16 protein-coding genes are annotated in these 15,582 nt (G+C 71.5%); 6 read left to right on the top strand and 10 right to left on the bottom strand.

Annotated features, from left to right (window positions below; genetic code table 11):
• Positions 1 to 204: 204 nt before the first annotated feature.
• Together KAG51_RS12755 and KAG51_RS12750 are read left to right on the top strand one after the other, a co-directional pair.
• Complete coding sequence (locus KAG51_RS12755; protein WP_290584221.1) at positions 205 to 525, top strand: putative quinol monooxygenase; 321 nt, start codon at positions 205 to 207, stop codon at positions 523 to 525.
• 159 nt (positions 526 to 684) lie between these two features.
• On the top strand, positions 685 to 2,139 hold the full coding sequence (locus KAG51_RS12750) for an MFS transporter (RefSeq protein WP_290584220.1): 1,455 nt from the start codon (positions 685 to 687) through the stop codon (positions 2,137 to 2,139).
• Here the strand turns inward: KAG51_RS12750 and pntB are convergent.
• The 3 genes from pntB to KAG51_RS12735 form a co-directional block, all read right to left on the bottom strand.
• Entirely contained in the window at positions 2,123 to 3,574 is a 1,452-nt protein-coding gene (pntB, locus tag KAG51_RS12745) for a Re/Si-specific NAD(P)(+) transhydrogenase subunit beta (RefSeq protein ID WP_290584219.1), read from the bottom strand. The two genes, KAG51_RS12750 and pntB, sit on opposite strands and share 17 nt — an antisense overlap.
• Positions 3,516 to 5,096: a Re/Si-specific NAD(P)(+) transhydrogenase subunit alpha gene (locus KAG51_RS12740; RefSeq protein WP_290584218.1), complete on the bottom strand. Its 1,581-nt coding sequence runs from the start codon at positions 5,094 to 5,096 to the stop codon at positions 3,516 to 3,518. The genes pntB and KAG51_RS12740 overlap by 59 nt, the downstream gene beginning before the upstream one ends.
• Before the next feature lie 164 nt (positions 5,097 to 5,260).
• Entirely contained in the window at positions 5,261 to 6,148 is an 888-nt protein-coding gene (locus KAG51_RS12735) for an enoyl-CoA hydratase-related protein (RefSeq protein ID WP_290584217.1), read from the bottom strand.
• 113 nt (positions 6,149 to 6,261) lie between these two features.
• Here KAG51_RS12735 and KAG51_RS12730 point away from each other — a divergent pair, with 113 nt between their 5' ends.
• Complete coding sequence (locus KAG51_RS12730; RefSeq protein WP_290584216.1) at positions 6,262 to 6,687, top strand: hypothetical protein; 426 nt, start codon at positions 6,262 to 6,264, stop codon at positions 6,685 to 6,687.
• 56 nt (positions 6,688 to 6,743) lie between these two features.
• Here KAG51_RS12730 and KAG51_RS12725 read toward each other — a convergent pair whose 3' ends face one another.
• Together KAG51_RS12725 and KAG51_RS12720 are read right to left on the bottom strand one after the other, a co-directional pair.
• A complete protein-coding gene (locus KAG51_RS12725; protein WP_290584215.1) occupies positions 6,744 to 7,331 on the bottom strand; it encodes a uracil-DNA glycosylase family protein in 588 nt (195 codons plus the stop codon).
• Positions 7,332 to 7,391: 60 nt separating this feature from the next.
• Entirely contained in the window at positions 7,392 to 8,336 is a 945-nt protein-coding gene (locus tag KAG51_RS12720; protein ID WP_290584214.1) for a 1,4-dihydroxy-2-naphthoyl-CoA synthase, read from the bottom strand.
• A gap of 95 nt (positions 8,337 to 8,431) precedes the next feature.
• Between KAG51_RS12720 and KAG51_RS12715 the strand changes: the two genes are divergently transcribed.
• Positions 8,432 to 9,319, top strand: a complete 888-nt coding sequence (locus KAG51_RS12715; protein WP_290584213.1) for an SDR family oxidoreductase — start codon at positions 8,432 to 8,434, stop codon at positions 9,317 to 9,319.
• A gap of 73 nt (positions 9,320 to 9,392) precedes the next feature.
• On the opposite strand, the gene KAG51_RS12710 is transcribed toward KAG51_RS12715, so the two are convergent.
• The gene (locus KAG51_RS12710) at positions 9,393 to 10,052 is read right to left on the bottom strand and encodes an amino acid-binding protein (RefSeq protein WP_290584212.1); all 660 of its coding nucleotides are present in this window, start codon (positions 10,050 to 10,052) and stop codon (positions 9,393 to 9,395) included.
• A gap of 55 nt (positions 10,053 to 10,107) precedes the next feature.
• Here KAG51_RS12710 and KAG51_RS12705 point away from each other — a divergent pair, with 55 nt between their 5' ends.
• Entirely contained in the window at positions 10,108 to 10,482 is a 375-nt protein-coding gene (locus KAG51_RS12705; RefSeq protein ID WP_290584211.1) for a DUF3817 domain-containing protein, read from the top strand.
• Here KAG51_RS12705 and KAG51_RS12700 read toward each other — a convergent pair.
• Positions 10,430 to 11,677 carry an FAD-dependent oxidoreductase gene (locus tag KAG51_RS12700; RefSeq protein ID WP_290584210.1) on the bottom strand — a complete coding sequence of 416 codons (1,248 nt, stop codon included), beginning with the start codon at positions 11,675 to 11,677 and terminating at the stop codon, positions 10,430 to 10,432. The genes KAG51_RS12705 and KAG51_RS12700 overlap by 53 nt on opposite strands.
• A 134-nt stretch (positions 11,678 to 11,811) precedes the next feature.
• Between KAG51_RS12700 and KAG51_RS12695 the strand changes: the two genes are divergently transcribed.
• Entirely contained in the window at positions 11,812 to 12,417 is a 606-nt protein-coding gene (locus tag KAG51_RS12695; protein ID WP_290584209.1) for a hypothetical protein, read from the top strand.
• 83 nt (positions 12,418 to 12,500) lie between these two features.
• On the opposite strand, the gene KAG51_RS12690 is transcribed toward KAG51_RS12695, so the two are convergent.
• From KAG51_RS12690 to KAG51_RS12680, 3 genes are all read right to left on the bottom strand, one after another.
• Positions 12,501 to 13,205, bottom strand: coding sequence for a hypothetical protein (locus KAG51_RS12690; RefSeq protein WP_290584208.1), 705 nt, complete (start codon positions 13,203 to 13,205; stop codon positions 12,501 to 12,503).
• A gap of 144 nt (positions 13,206 to 13,349) precedes the next feature.
• The gene (locus KAG51_RS12685) at positions 13,350 to 14,678 is read right to left on the bottom strand and encodes a HAMP domain-containing sensor histidine kinase (protein ID WP_290584207.1); all 1,329 of its coding nucleotides are present in this window, start codon (positions 14,676 to 14,678) and stop codon (positions 13,350 to 13,352) included.
• Between the two features lie 9 nt (positions 14,679 to 14,687).
• Entirely contained in the window at positions 14,688 to 15,362 is a 675-nt protein-coding gene (locus tag KAG51_RS12680) for a response regulator transcription factor (RefSeq protein WP_290584206.1), read from the bottom strand.
• Positions 15,363 to 15,582: the final 220 nt, after the last annotated feature.

Here is a 15,582-nt window from a genome sequence, read left to right as displayed (position 1 = left end):
CGCACCCGAAGGCACCCGCCCGCCCCCAGCCGGTCCGACCGCTCACCGGCAGCCGTCCGGGTCTCGATACGCCCACTCGTTCCTCGCGGGCACTCGACCAGCGGGGACGCGGCGGCCTCCCCCACTCGGCCACCGGGGGTGCCGCGCCACCAGTCCCCTGACAGTCTGGGAACGACCCCGTTCCCACCGCCCGCAGGAGGCCCCATGATCGTCATCACCGCCAAGTTCCGCGTGAAGGCCGAGTCGGCCGACCGCTGGACCGAGATCACGCGCTCGTTCACGGAGGCGACGCGGGCCGAGCCGGGCAACCACTGGTTCGACTGGTCGCGGAGCGTCGACGACCCGCAGGAGTTCGTGCTGCTCGAGGCGTTCGACGACGACGCTGCCGGTGCGCACGTCAACTCCGACCACTTCCGGCAGGCGCAGACCGACCTGCCGCCTCACCTCGAGCAGACCCCGCAGATCATCAACGGCGTGCTCGACATCGACGGCTGGTCCGAGCTCGGCGAGATGCAGGTCGACTGACCTCGACCCTCACCAGTTCCGCCCGCCCAGATTTGCTCCCTTGCCCACCGAATCGCGCCGGCGAGAGGGTGGGGAAGGGAGCAAATCTGGGGCCGCGGTTCGCCACGCTGGCGGAAGGTCCGAGATTGCGGGGTTGGGTTCCTGGGGCAGGCTGAGCGGGTGCACGAGGAGGCGTTCGAGACAGAGGCGCGGCAGACAGCCGATCCCGCGGACGAGCCGGACCCTCGGCGGTGGCGCATCCTCGCCGTCACGCTCGTCGTGGGGTTCATGTCGCTGCTGGACGTCACGATCGTCAACGTCGCGCTCCCGTCGATCCAGGAGGGCCTGGGGTCCTCGGCGTCCACCGTGCAGTGGGTCGTCTCCGGGTATGCGCTCACGTTCGGCCTGACGCTCGTCGCCGGCGGACGGCTCGGCGACGCGTACGGCCGGCGCCGGCTCATGCTGATCGGCCTGACCGGCTTCGTCCTGTCGAGCGCAGCGGTCGGGCTGGCGCCGACCGCCGAGCTCGTGGTCGTGGCCCGGTTGCTGCAGGGCGCGTCGGCCGGACTGCTGACCCCGCAGAGCTCCGGGCTCATCCAGCAGCTGTTCTCCGGGCCCGAGCGCGGGCGCGCGTTCGGGTACTTCGGGCTGACGGTGTCGCTCGCGTCGGCGACCGGCCCCCTGCTCGGTGGGGCGATCATCGGGCTCGCCGGCGAGGAGCACGGCTGGCGCCTGCTGTTCCTCGTCAACGTCCCGATCGGGCTCGTGGCCATGGTGGCGATCGCGCGGCTGGTGCCCGGCCGTGTCGACGACCCCGACCGCGAGCGCATCGACATCGCCGGCGCCGTCCTGCTCGGCCTGGCCGTGCTGTGCCTGCTGTACCCGCTCGTGAGCATCGAGTCCGGCGCGACCCTGCCGCTCGTCCTGCTCGTGGGCGTGCCGCTGTTCGCCTGGGCCTTCGGCGCCTGGGAGCACCGGCTGCAGCGGCGCGGCCACGCCCCGCTGCTCGACCTCGGCCTGCTCAGGAGCCTGCCGGGGTACGGCGGCGGCCTGCTCATCGGCACGCTCTACTTCACCGGGTTCACGGGCGTGTTCCTGACGGCGTCGGTGTGGCTGCAGGACTCGAGGGACGTCAGCGCCCTGCACGCCGGGCTGCTGCTGACGCCGTTCGCCCTCGGCTCAGCGGTCTCGTCACCACTCGCCGGCCGCTTCGTGAGCCAGGTCGGCCGGCCGCTCACGGTGGTCGCGATCGCGACCATGATGACGGCCGTGGCGCTCGCCGCTCTGGTCGGACCGGGCCAGTCCACCGGTGCGCTGTGGTGGGCCTTCGCCCCGTTCCTGCTGCTCGCCGGGCTCGGCGGCGGCGCGGTCGTGTCGCCCAACATCACGCTGACGCTGGCCGAGGTGCCCCCGCGGATGGGCGGGGCCGCCGGCGGAGCCCTGCAGACAGGTCAACGCATCGGGTCGGCCCTCGGCGCGGCCCTGCTCATGACCACCTACCAGGTCGTCACGGCGAGCCACGGCGGCGACGCGGGCTTCCGGACCGCACTGGCGCTCGCGGTCGTGATCCTCAGCCTCGCGCTCGCCGCCGCCGTGTGGTCGTGGCGCACCGCCCGCGTCACAGCGCGCGGATGATGTCCTCGACCCGGTCCTTCGCGTCACCGAACAGCATCTGCGTGTTGTCGCGGAAGAACAGCGGGTTCTGCACCCCGGCGTAGCCCGCGGCCATCGAGCGCTTGAACACCACGACGTTCTCGGACTCCCACACGTGCAGCACCGGCATGCCGGCGATGGGGCTGCTCGGGTCCTCCGACGCCGCCGGGTTGACGGTGTCGTTGGCGCCGATCACGAGCACGACCGACGTCGACGCGAAGTCGTCGTTGATCTCGTCCATCTCGAGCACGATGTCGTAGGGAACCTTGGCCTCGGCCAGCAGCACGTTCATGTGGCCCGGCAGCCGGCCCGCGACGGGGTGGATGCCGAAGCGCACCTCGACGCCGCGCTCGCGCAGCTTCTTGGTGAGGTCGGCGACGGGGTACTGCGCCTGCGCGACCGCCATGCCGTAGCCGGGCGTGATGATGACGCTGGAGGCGTTCGTCAGCAGCTCGGCGGTCTCCTGCGCGGAGATCTCGCGGTGCTCGCCGTACTCGGTGTCGTCGCCGCCCGAGGCCTCGATGCCGAAGCCGCCGGCGATGACCGAGATGAACGACCGGTTCATCGCCTTGCACATGATGTAGCTGAGGTAGGCACCCGAGGAGCCCACGAGCGCGCCGGTGACGATCAGCAGGTCGTTGTTGAGCAGGAAGCCCGCCGCAGCGGCCGCCCAGCCCGAGTAGCTGTTGAGCATCGAGACCACGACCGGCATGTCGCCGCCACCGATCGAGGCCACGAGGTGCCAGCCCAGGGCGAGCGCCACGATCGTGACGAGGATCAGCAGCCACAGCGCCGGCGAGATCACGAACCAGGTCGTGAGGATCGCGAAGAGCGCCAGCGCACCGAGGTTGATGAGGTTCTTGCCCGGGAGCACGAGCGGCGCCGAGCTGATCTTGGCGCTGAGCTTGAGGTTGGCCACGATCGAGCCGGTGAACGTGACACCACCGATGAAGACGCCGATGAAGACCTCGGCGTTGTGGATGTCCTCCAGCGACTGCAGGACGAAGTCGGGGTGCTCGAGATAACCGTTCCAGCCCACGAGCACCGCGGCCAGGCCGACGAAGCTGTGCAGCAGGGCGATGAGCTCGGGCATCCCGGTCATCTCGACGATCCGGGCCCGCCACAGGCCGATCGCGCCACCGATGGCGACGGCGACGATCAGCAGGATCACGCCGAGCGCCTCGGCCCCGTCGACGACCGCGATGATCGTCGCCACGAGGGCGATCGTCATGCCGGAGATGCCGTAGATGACACCCGCCTTGGCGGTCTCGTGCTTGCTCAGGCCGGCCAGGCTCAGGATGAAGAGCAGGGCCGCCACGATGTAGGCCGCAGTCGCGGCAGATTCGACACTCACAGGATCAGCCCTTCGAGAACATGCTGAGCATGCGTCGGGTGACGGCAAAGCCGCCGAAGACATTGATGCTCGCGATCAGGACGGCGACGAACGCCAGGAGCGAGATCGCGAGGTCGTCGCTCGTGATCTGCACCATCGCACCCACGACGATGATGCCGCTGATCGCGTTGGTGACGCTCATGAGCGGTGTGTGCAGCGCGTGGTGCACCTTGCCGATCACGTAGTAGCCGATCACGATCGACAGCACGAGCACCGTGAAGTGCTGCGGCAGCGGCTGAGGCGCGAACGCGTTCACGAGGAACAGCGCGGCGATGCCGCCCGCGATCGCCAGGCCCTTGGCGAGCGGGGTCGCCTTGGCCTTCGGCTCCGGGGCGGGCTCGGGCGAGGCGGCGGGGGCCGGTGCGGCCGCCGAGACCTTGACCTCCGGCGGTGGCCAGGTGGTCTGCCCGTCGCGCACGACGGTGACGCCGCGCTGGACGACGTCGTCGAAGTCGAGCACGAGCTGGCCGTCCTTGCCCGGGGTCAGCAGCTTCAGCAGGTTCACGAGGTTCGTGCCGTACAGCTGCGAGGCCTGGGTGGGCAGGCGACCCGCGAGGTCGGTGTAGCCGATGATCGTCACGCCGTTCTCGGTGACGACCTTCTCGCCCGCCACGGAACCGGCGACGTTGCCGCCCTGGGCCGCGGCCATGTCGACCACGACGCTGCCGGGCTTCATCGAGGCGATGTCGGCCTCGGTCAGCAGACGGGGCGCAGCACGGCCGGGGATGAGCGCGGTCGTGATGACGATGTCGACGTCGGCAGCCTGCTCGGAGTAGATCTCCGCGGCGCGGCGGTCGTAGTCCTCGCTCGTGGCCTTGGCGTAGCCGTCGGTCGACTCCTCGACCTCGACGTCGACCTTGAGGTACTCGCCACCGATCGACTTGACCTGGTCAGCGACCTCCGGTCGCGGGTCGGTGGCCCGCACGATCGCGCCGAGGCTCGACGCGGCACCGATCGCGGCCAGACCGGCCACACCGGCGCCGGCCACGAGCACCTTGGCGGGCGGGACCTTGCCGGCGGCCGTGACCTGGCCGGTGAAGAAGCGGCCGAACTCGTGCGCCGCCTCGACCACGGCGCGGTAGCCGGCGATGTTCGCCATCGAGCTCAGGACGTCCATCGACTGGGCCCGCGAGATGCGCGGCACGGCGTCCATCGCGAGCGCGGTGATCGACCGCTGCGAGAGCGCTGCGAGCAGGTCGGGGTTCAGCGCGGGCGCGATGAAGCTGGCCACGATCGCGTCGTCCTTGAGCTGGGCGATCTCGCCGGTGCTCGGGGCGTTGACCTTGAGCACCACGTCGGCGCCCCAGGCGGTGGCCGTGTCGGCGACCTCGGCTCCGGCCTCGGCATAGGCCTCGTCGGTGAAGCTGGACTTCTCGCCGGCGCCGGTCTCCACGGCCACGCGGTAGCCGAGCTTGATCAGCTGGGCCACGGTTGCGGGAGTTCCGGCCACTCGGGTCTCGCCAGGAGCGGTCTCCCGGACGATCCCGATGACGGCGGCAGGCGCGGCGGTCTCGACCGGGGCCTGCTCGTCGATCTCGTCGTTCATTCGGCGAACGTTACCCTTTCGTAATCCGCGCGTCCCGGTGGTGCGACGCGCATCACACTCGCCCGATCCGACGCACCCCTCTGAGGCGAACTGTCGCGCATGGTTGATGACCGTAAAGTCTTAATATCATGATGAATCGCAGTTGAACAGGGTGCCGGGCGACTTCAGAGTCCGTCGGGGCGCTGGGCGGGGCGCTCGACCGTGTCGGGCAGCTGCGCGGGCACGGTCATGGGGAACTGCGGCGTGCGCTTCTCAAAGAACGAGCCGATCCCCTCGACCAGGTCGGTGCTCGCGAACCGTTCGGCCAGGGCGCGGGACTCGGCGGCGTGGGCGTGCCACGGCGAGTCGACCTCGAGGCCGCGCCACAGCATCTGGCGCGACAACGAGACCGAGACCGCCGAGGTGTGGTCGGCGATCTCCCGGGCGATCTCGAACGCCCGGGCCTCGACCTGGTCGTCGGCCACGACGTGGTTGGCGAGTCCGGCCGTCAGCGCCTCGTCGGCGCCGACGAGACGACCCGTCAGGACCCACTCCAGCGCCTTGCCCGGCGAGACGATGCGCGGCAGGAACCAGGTCGACGCGGCCTCGGGCACGAGCGCGCGACGGTTGAAGACGAAGCCGTACCGGGCCGACTCGCCCATGACGCGCACGTCCATCGGGAGGGTCAGGGTGGCGCCGATCCCGACGGCCGACCCCGAGACCGCGGCGACGACCGGCTTCAGCGACTGGGCGATGGCCAGGGCAGCGAACCCGCCGGAGTCCCGCTCGACGCCCGTGATGTCCCCGGCGGTCTCGGCGAAGGCGTCGTTGGCGCCCAAAGACCCCGACAGGGCGGCCTCGAGGTCGGCCCCCGCACAGAAGTGACCGCCGCTGCCCGTCACCACGACGACCCGTACCGCGTCGTCGGCATCCGCCACGGCGAACGCCTGCGCGATGTCGAGCGCCATCGGCTTGGTGAAGGTGTTGCGCTTCTCCGGACGGTTGAAGCGCACCGTGGCCACGTGGTCGGCGACGTCGTAGTCGAGGTTGGCCAGTCGCAGGCTCTCGCTCATGGGGGATCTCCTGGTGGATCGTCGGACCGGGTCCAGTCAGGGATGACCGTAGCGGCTGGCGCGGCGCGGTGGCGAGAGCGCGCGGGCTTGCCGGCGGTTGAGACGATGGACCGATGACCCGACGACTCTCGCTGCTGGTGCTTCCCCTGCTCGGCCTGTTCGCCCTGGGCGCGTGCTCCGAGGTCGAGGACGCGATCTCCGACACCGCTTCGGACGCCGGCTCCCGCGCGAGCTGCGAGATCGCGCAGCCGGCCATCGACGCCGGGCGTTCCCTCGTCGACGACGTGTCGGCGCGCATCGACGCCGATCCCGCCGCGGCCCAGCGGGAGCTGACGGCCGCGGCGGAGGCGCTGGGTCTCGGCGAGGCGACGCTGAGCGGCGAGGCCCGCGACCTCGTCGACCGTGCCGGCTCGGCCCTCGAGGAGCTCCGCGCGCAGGCTGAGGCGGCGGCGGACGGCACCACGGTCGACGACCAGGTCGTCCAGGCTGCCCGCGACGAGTACGACGCAGCAGCGGAGCAGCTCACCGGCGTCTGCTGAACCCGGCCGCTCGACGGCAGGTGGTCGCTCCCCGGGTGCCGCGGGCGCGCCTGGCGCTACGGCGAGTCCCCGCCCAACGCCTCAGCGACGCGCTCGCGCAGCTCCGGAAGGACGTCCGTGACGAACCACGGATTGCGGGCCTGCCAGCGGAAGTTCAGCGGTGAGGGGTGCACGAGCGGGAAGCGTTCGGGCAGGTAGTCCCGAAACGCGCGCACCCGCTCGGTCAAGGACCCGCCGGTACCGAGGTAGTACCGCTGGGCGTAGTCCCCGATCACCAGCGTGAGACGGATGTGGGGCATCTGGCGCAGCAGCGGTGGGTGCCACGTCGGCGCGAAGTCGGGGCGTGGCGGGAGGTCACCCACGGAGCCCTTGCCGGGGTAGTAGAAGTCCATCGGCAACAGGGCGAACGCGGCAGGGTCGCGAAAGGTGGTCTCGTCGACACCGAGCCACTCGATCAGCCGTCGACCGGTGGCGTCGTTCCACGCGATTCCGCTCTCCTGCGCCGTGAGGCCCGGTGCCTGACCGACGACCAGGCACCGGGCCTCAGGCGAGGCCACGTACACCGGGGCGTACCCAGCGTCGGCGGCCCAGGCGTTGCTCGGGTCGGAGACGATGTCCTCGCGGATCTGGTCCAGCTCAGTCACGACACCCTCCTTCCGCAGTCCCGGTACCCAGCCTTCGTGCCCGGTGGAGCTGCCGCGGACTCAGTAGTACCAGGGGAAGGGCGACCAGTCGGGGTCGCGCTTCTCGAGGAACTGGTCGCGTCCCTCCTGCGCCTCGTCGGTCATGTAGGCCAGGCGCGTCGTCTCGCCCATCAGCACCTGCTGGCCCACGAGGCCGTCGTCGATCATGTTGAACGAGTACTTGAGCATGCGCTGCGCCGTCGGGCTCTTGCCGTTGATCAGCCGGCCCCACTCCAGCGCGGTGGCCTCGAGCTCGGCGTGCGGCACGGCGCGGTTGACCACGCCCATCGCGACCCCGTCGGCCGCGGAGTACTCCTGACCGAGGAAGAAGATCTCGCGGGCGAACTTCTGGCCGGCCTGGCGCGCGAGGTAGGCCGAGCCGAAGCCGCCGTCGAAGCTGCCGACGTCGGCGTCGGTCTGCTTGAAGCGGGCCTGCTCGGCGCTCGCCAGGGTCAGGTCGGACACGACGTGCAGGCTGTGTCCGCCGCCGGCGGCCCAGCCCGGGACGACGCAGATGACGACCTTCGGCATGAACCGGATCAGTCGCTGCACCTCCAGGATGTGCAGGCGGGCCAGCTTGGCCTTGTCGAGCGGGCTCGGCTCCTCGGCACCGGTGTCACCGCTGGAGGCTGCCACGTCCTCGTACTGGTAGCCCGCGCGGCCGCGGATGCGCTGGTCGCCGCCCGTGCAGAAGGAGTGCTTGCCGTTCTTCTCGCTGGGCCCGTTGCCCGTCAGCAGCACGCACCCGACGTCGGCGGAGGTGCGCGCGTGCTCCATCACGCGTAGCAGCTCGTCGACCGTGTTCGGCCGGAAGGCGTTCAGCACATCGGGGCGGTCGAAGGCCACGCGGACCGTGCCGTGCGCCTTCGCCCGGTGGTAGGTGAGGTCGGCGAGGTCGTCGAAACCGGGCACCTCGTCCCAGGCGTCGGCGTCGAAGGTGTCGGAGACGAAGGGCAGTGCGCTCATCCCCACAAAGTAGTGCTTGCCAGATCTCGCCCGCGTGACGAGCGCCATGTGACACCCGGAGTGACACGTTCACATACCGTCGGTATCTTGGCGGGATGAGCAATCGCTACGCGGGCAAGGTCCTGGTCGTCACGGGCGCGGCACGAGGCATCGGAGCCGGCGTCGCCCGGGCCTACGCCGCCGAGGGCGGCACGGTGGCCCTGCTCGGCCTCGAGCCGGACCTGCTCGCCGCGGTCGCCGACGAGATCGGCGACGCTGCAGCCTGGTGGGAGGCCGACGCCCGCGACGGTGCCGCGATGACCGCCGCGATCGACGCCGCCGCCGCCCACTTCGGTCGCATCGACCACGTGCTGGCCAACGCCGGCATCGCGTCGTACGGCACGGTGCGCCAGATCGACGAGGCGTCCTTCGAGCGGGTCATCGACATCAACATCACCGGCGTCTACCGCACGCTGCACCCCGCGATCCCGCACCTGGTCGAGACGAAGGGGCACGCCCTGGTCGTCGCCTCGCTCGCGTCGTTCGGCAACCTCGCGGGCCTCGCGTCCTACAACGCCTCGAAGGCCGGCGCGGAGTCCCTCGCGCTGGTGACCAACCAGGAGGTTGCGCACCTGGGCGTGCGGGTCGGCGTCGTGCACCCCGGCTGGATCGACACCGACATCGTGCGCGGCGCCGAGGCCGACCTGCCGACCTTCCGCGCGATCCGCAAGAAGCTCCCCTACCCGGCCAACTCCACGACCGACCTCGACGACTGCGTCGCCGGGATCATGCGCGGATTCGCCAAGCGCAAGACCCGCGTCTACGTCCCCCGTGGCGTCATCGTGGCCAACTGGACCAAGGCGCTCGTCAACTCACCGCTCGGCGCGCGCCTCGTGCTGCCCATCGCCAAAAAGCACGTGCCCGACCTGGAGTCAGAGGTGGCCGCGCTCGGCCGGTTCCAGCATGCTCACGTGCCGCTCACCGAGGCCAAGCCCGCCGACTGACCGCAACAAACTCGCTCGTCGCCACCAACAAAGTCGCTCCTGACCACCAACAAAGTCTCTCGCGAGCGGAACCTCAGGAGGGGGTCTGGACGCTGGCGGCGAGCGAGACCATGTGGCCGAGGCGGGCCAGCTCGGAGGTCAGGAACGCGGGACCGCCGTGCCGTCCGACCACGATCGTGACCGGACGCCCGTCGCGCGGGCGGCCGGGAGCCGCGGCGAGCACCGTCGAGTCCCAGGCCTCGATCTCGGGCAGCGTCGCCGACTCGGCGAGCGCGGTCCACCCGACCGCCTGCGGCACGTCGCCGTTGTCGAGCCGCGGCGCCGCCGACGACGCACCGACGACCTCGATCCCGTCGCCGTCGGGCCTGATCGCGATCGCCCAGTCGACCCGGAACGTGGTGGGCACGACCTCGACGAGCTTCGCGATGGCGCGGGCCGGGTCCTCGGTGAACTCCTCCACGGCCTCGAGGTCCATCCGCAGGTTGACCCCCGCGTTGTAGCGGGAGATCCAGTGCACCCGCACGCCCTCGAGCTCGTGGCACGCCGTGACGAGCGAGTCGGGCATGACCGTGGGCGGCAGCTCGAGCAGCACGTCGTCGAGCGCGACGCCGTCGGACCGGTGCTCGACGATCTCGATCGCCTCGATGTCGGCCCCGGCCGAGCCGAGTGCCGTGGCCAGCGCGCCCAGGGATCCCGGGACGTCGGGAAGCTCGACCCGCAGCAGGAATGCCATGGGCGCATTCTCACCCATGCCCGTTACGCGTGTGTGACGCCGGTAGCGTGAGGGGGTGACCCAGCTCCAGTCCGCCACGCGTTCCGTCTTCCGCATCGTCGCCGTCGCCGAGGCCCTCAGCTGGGCCGGACTGCTGATCGCGATGTTCTTCAAGTGGGTCGTCGCCGACGACCCACACGCCGGCGCCGAGGGCGGCGTGCCGATCATGGGCCCGATCCACGGCGGCGTGTTCGTGCTGTTCGTCCTCACGAGCCTCGTGGCGTGGCGCGTGTTCAGCTGGCGCCTGGGCACCCTCGCGCTCGCGCTCGCCTCGGCCGTGCCGCCGTTCGCGACGATCTGGTTCGAGCGCCGGGTCGACCGCCAGGGACGGCTCGGCGTCAGCGCAGCGGGTCGAACGACCGTAGCAGCGGGTCAGTCCGACCCTGCATGACCTGGTCGGCCACGAGCCGACCCGTGAGCGGGCCGAGGGCGATGCCCCACATGCCGTGACCGCCGGCCACGAACACCCCAGGCGTGCGCGTGGCGCCCACGAGCGGCAGCCCGTCGGCCGTGCACGGTCGCGACCCGACCCACTCGTCGGTGCGCGCCTCCCAGTCGACCCCCGTCAGCATCGGCCGCACCGCGTCGACGATCGCCGCGATGCGGCGCGGGTCGAGCGGTGCGTCCGGGCGACGGAACTCCATCATGCCGGCGACCCGCAGCGCATCCTCCGCACCCGACTCGCCGAGGGGGGTGCAGGCCACCCGCTGCGTCGGGAAGTACACCGGCCCGCGCGGCTGGCTCTGCGGACGCACCGCGAACGAGTAGCCGCGGCCGGCCTGCACGAACGCCCGGACGCCGTGGGGTCGCACGAGCCGCGACGCCCACGCACCGGCCGCGATCACGACGGCGTCCGCGGCGATGGTCCCGGTCGAGGTCCGGACCACGACTCCCGCGCCCTGCCGGTCGACCTTCTCGACCGAGGCCAGCGCGATCTCGCCGCCACGTTCTCGCACCGCGTCCGCGAGCGAGCCGACGTACCGGCCCGGATCGATGAAGCGCTGCCCGTGGATCCGCAGGCCGCACGAGACCTGCTCGCCCAGGGCCGGCTCCAGAGCGTGCACGGACGCCTCGTCGAGCAGCTCGACGTCGGTGGCACCGCCCAGCGCGGCGACGTTCGCGAACTCTTCGACGAGCACCTCACGGTCCTGCACCGTGCGGAAGGCGGCGAGGAAGGGGTCGGCGTGCTTGGTCGGCTCCTCGACCGCGAGCGCGTCGAACGCCGCGAGGGCCTCGCGATTCGCCGCGGTGAAGACCGTCATCGCCGATCGCCACTTGGCCGGCGTGCAGTGCCGCGCGAACGCGACGAGCCAGGCGAGCAGCCGCGGGTCGGCGGTCGGCGGCAGGTACACGGGGGAGGACGGCTTCAGCGCCGCGAGCACGCCGGTCGCCAGGATGGCCGGATCCGGCAGGGGCAGGGTGAGCGCGGGCGCCAACCAGCCGGCGTTGCCGCGCGACGAGCCCGCCATGACCCCGGTGCGGTCCACGACCGTGACCCGAGCCCCGCGTTCCTGGAGGAACCAGGCCGTGGCCAGGCCCACCATGCCCGCGCCGACCACGACGACGTGCTGCGGTCGTTGCGCCATCTCGGTACCTCCCTTGCAGCGAGGCTACCGGCGCCGCGGCCCACGGGGGTCGCGCCGGCCAGGGGCCGTCGTCGGTCAGGGTGCGAATGACGCACCGCCCGTTAGGGTCATGAGCAGGACCACGAGGAGGAACCATGCCGCTGCGCAAGAAGAAGAAGCACACCGTGCGCGACACCATCGAGCACACGTACGACGACCTCCGCGCACAGGTCGCCAAGAACGCCCCGATCCTGCGTGACCAGGTCGTCGACCAGGTCAGCACCAAGGCGCCGGTCGTCCGCGACCAGGTCGTCTCCAAGCTGGGTGAAGGACGCGACGAGCTGAAGACCCGCCTGCCGGAGCTGCACGCCTCGCTCTTCGAGCGTCTGCCCGACGACGTCACGGACCGTCTGCCCGAGGGCGCCAAGCCCAAGAAGAAGAAGTCGAAGCTCAAGAAGGTCGCCGTGATCGGTCTGATCGCCGCGGCCGGAGGTTTCGTGTTCTCCAAGCTCAAGGCGCAGAGCTCGGGCCCGACGTACACGCCGCCGGCCCAGGGCTCGGGTGTCGACCTCTCGAAGCCGGCCGACGTGGTCAATCAGGCCGCCGACAAGGCCAAGAGCGTCGCCGACGATGCGACCGACAAGGCCAAGAAGGTGGCCGACGACGCCGCCGACAAGGCGAAGGACGCCGCCGACGACGCCAAGGGCGCCGCGAACGACGCCGCCGACAAGGCGAAGGACGCGGCCGACGACGCGAAGTGACGCGTCAGCCGCATGGCTGAGATCGACGAAGGGCCGCACCCGGTGGGTGCGGCCCTTCGTCGTGTCTACTTGCGACGCCCCAGTCAGTCGTCGTCGCCGTCGTCGTCACGGTCGGTGCCGACGACCTGGAACGACTGGTTCAGGTCCAGCTCGACGGTCGAGCCGGACGAGGTGCGGATCTCGACCGAGTAGCGGTCGTCGTCGGACTCGATCTCGACGACCCGACCCGCGGTGTTGGCCGTGGCCGCCGCCACCAGCGCCGTGACCGAGTCGGCGGTCAGCGGCAGGTCGTCGCCGTCATCGTCGTCGTCCTCCTCGGTGACGCGGGCACCCGACCCGTCGACGACGACCTCGTACTCACGGCCGCCGCCCTGGACGTCGACGCGCCACAGGCCGGGCGAACGCTCCTCGATCTTGACGACGTCGCCCTGCGCGACCGTGAGCGCCTGGCTCGCGGCGTCGAGCATGCCGTCCAGGTCGGTCTCGTCGTTGGCTGCCGTCGCACCACCGCCGCGCGGCCCGTCGAACCCGTTCGAGCCGTTGGAGTCGTTCTGGCCCGACGTGGTGAAGCCGGTGATGTCACCGTCGTCGTTGTCGGACACCACCAGCGCAAAGGCCGCGCCGACTCCGGCCGACAGGATCACGGCGGCGGCGACGCCCGCCACGAGCAGGCCCGTGCGACGGCGCGGGGCCAGGGCGGCGGCGGGAGCGGGGGCCGGCGCGGGGGTCAGCTGCTCGGTCGGCTCGTGATCGGCGGGGGGCGTGGGAGGCGTGTTCTCGTTGCTCATGACTCCACTCTCGTCGGCGGACGCTGAAGCCAGCCTGAAGCGACCTGAAGCCGTCTTCAGGCTCGTGCTCGACGGTGCTCGACGGTGCTCGATCTCGCCGCCCAGGGCCCGGCACCCCTGCCTCCCCGGGGGGGATGGAGGAGGTCAGTCCTCGTCCCAGGCCGGGAGGCGCACCGTGAACCGCGCACCACCGCCCGGGGCCTCGTCGACCACGACGGTGCCGCCGCCCTCCCCCACGACGGCTGCGACGATCGCGAGCCCGAGACCAGACCCGCCCTCGTCGCGCGCGCGGCCGTCGTCGAGCCGCACGAACCGGTCGAAGATCCGCTCACGGTCCGGCGCGGGCACCCCCGGACCGTCGTCGGCCACGACCAGGAACGCACCGGCGTCGTCGCTGCCCGTCGCGACCCGGACCCGCGACGTCGTGTGGCGCATCGCATTGGCCAGGAGGTTGCGCACGACCATCGCGAGCCGGCGCTCCTGACCCGCGACCTTCGTCGGCCGCACGGAGGCGGCGTCGATCGTGACACCAGCGGACCGGAAGGCGACGAGCTCGGTGAGCACCAGGTCGTCCAGGTCGATCTCCTCCCGCCGGCGGTCACCGGACTCGGCCACGGTGGCCAGCACCAGCAGGTCGTCGACGAGGGTCTGCAGCCGCAGGCTCGCGGCGTCGACGACCTCGGCGAGCTCGCCGGGCGCCAGATCCTCGGGATGGGTCGAGGCGAGCTCGGCGTACTGGCGCAGCGTCGCCAGGGGCGAACGCAGCTCGTGCGAGGCGTCCGCGACGAAGCGGCGCTGCGCCTGCGACCCCGTCTGGAGACGGTCGAGCAGGGAGTTCATGGTCGTGGCGAGGTCGGCGATCTCGTCGCGCGTGGGCGGGACCTCGATGCGCCGGTGCAGGTCACTCGCACCGATCGCCTCGACCTCGCGCCGGATGTCACCCACCGGCCGGAGCGCGCGCGACGTCGAGAGCCAGGCCAGCACCGCGACCAGCACCAGCAGCGTCGGTGCCACGGCGACCAGGACGGTGCGAGCGGTCTCGCGCGCCTCGCTGTCGTCGTCGTAGGCGCGGGCCACGCGCACCTGCAGCTCCGTGCCGGGCACCCGTTGGTCGGCGACGTAGTACCGGGTGCCGTCGATCGTGGCCGGGCCCGAGGCGGCCGGCACCGTGAGGTTCGCCGCTCCACTGCCGACGGCCGCGATGCGGTTCGCGGCGTCGACGACCTGCACCAGCGCCTCGCCGTCGTACTCGGTCACGACCGCGAGCCCGTCGACCGCGACCCGGTCGACCAGGACCTCCGCGGTCGTCTCGGCCAGCTCGCGGGTCTGGCCGTCGGCATTCCACCGCAGCACCCAGGAGAAGCCCACGATCACGACACCGAGCACGACCGCGATCGCGAGCGCCGACGCGATCGCGGACCGCGCCCGCACCGAGAGACCCCGGAGCAGGCCGGTGCCGCCGCGTCGTGTCATCGCACCGACCTAGGCCTGGTCGTTCCAGAGGTATCCCGCGCCACGCACGGTCTGCAGGCTCGCCCGGCCGAAGGGCCGGTCGAGCTTGCGGCGCACGTGCCCGACGTAGACCTCGACGATGTTGGGGTCGCCGTCGAAGGCCTCGTCCCAGACGCCCGCCAGCACGTCGAGCTTCGAGACGACCTGACCGGCGCGGCGCAGGAGGAACTCGGCGACCGCGAACTCCCGCGTGGTCAGGGCCACGGGCTGACCGGCCCGGCTGATCGTGCGGCCCGCCGGGTCGAGCACGACGTCACCGACCTCGAGCACCATGGGTCGCTCGGGGGCGCCGCGCCGCGCGAGGGCGCGCAGCCGCGCCACGAGCACCGTGAACGAGAACGGCTTGGTGAGGTAGTCGTCGGCACCGCCGTCGAGCGCCTGGACCTGGTCGGCGTCGGTGTCGCGGGCCGTGAGCATCAGGACCGGGGTCCAGTTGCCCTGCGCGCGCAGCTCCTTCACGACGGTCCAGCCGGAGTGCCCCGGCATCATGACGTCGAGCACGATCACGTCGTACGGGTGCTCGGTCGCGTACCAGAGACCGTCGACGCCGTCGTGCGCCACGTCCACGGCGCAGCCTTCGGCCTCGAGCCCGCGGCGCACGCCCTCCGCGAGCTGGACCTCGTCATCGACCACCAGTACCCGCACCCGCCCAGTATGCGGGGCACGAGGAACGAGTGCCCCGCAGGTCGAGTGGCCCGAGGCGACGCCCTGAGTGGCGTGCGAGGAACGAGCACGACGTATCGAAGGGAACGAGGGCCGTACCGAGACCACGGCCAGACGACCACGCCCCACAACCACCGACCGGTCCGACCCAGACCCTCAACCTCACCGGGTCTCGATACGCCGCTCGCAGAGCTCGCGAGCA

It is taken from the genome of Aeromicrobium sp. (assembly GCF_023146395.1).
Classification (GTDB): domain Bacteria; phylum Actinomycetota; class Actinomycetes; order Propionibacteriales; family Nocardioidaceae; genus Aeromicrobium.
Note: the sequence above shows the minus strand (reverse complement) of the source record. Positions and strands in the feature narration are given on the sequence as shown.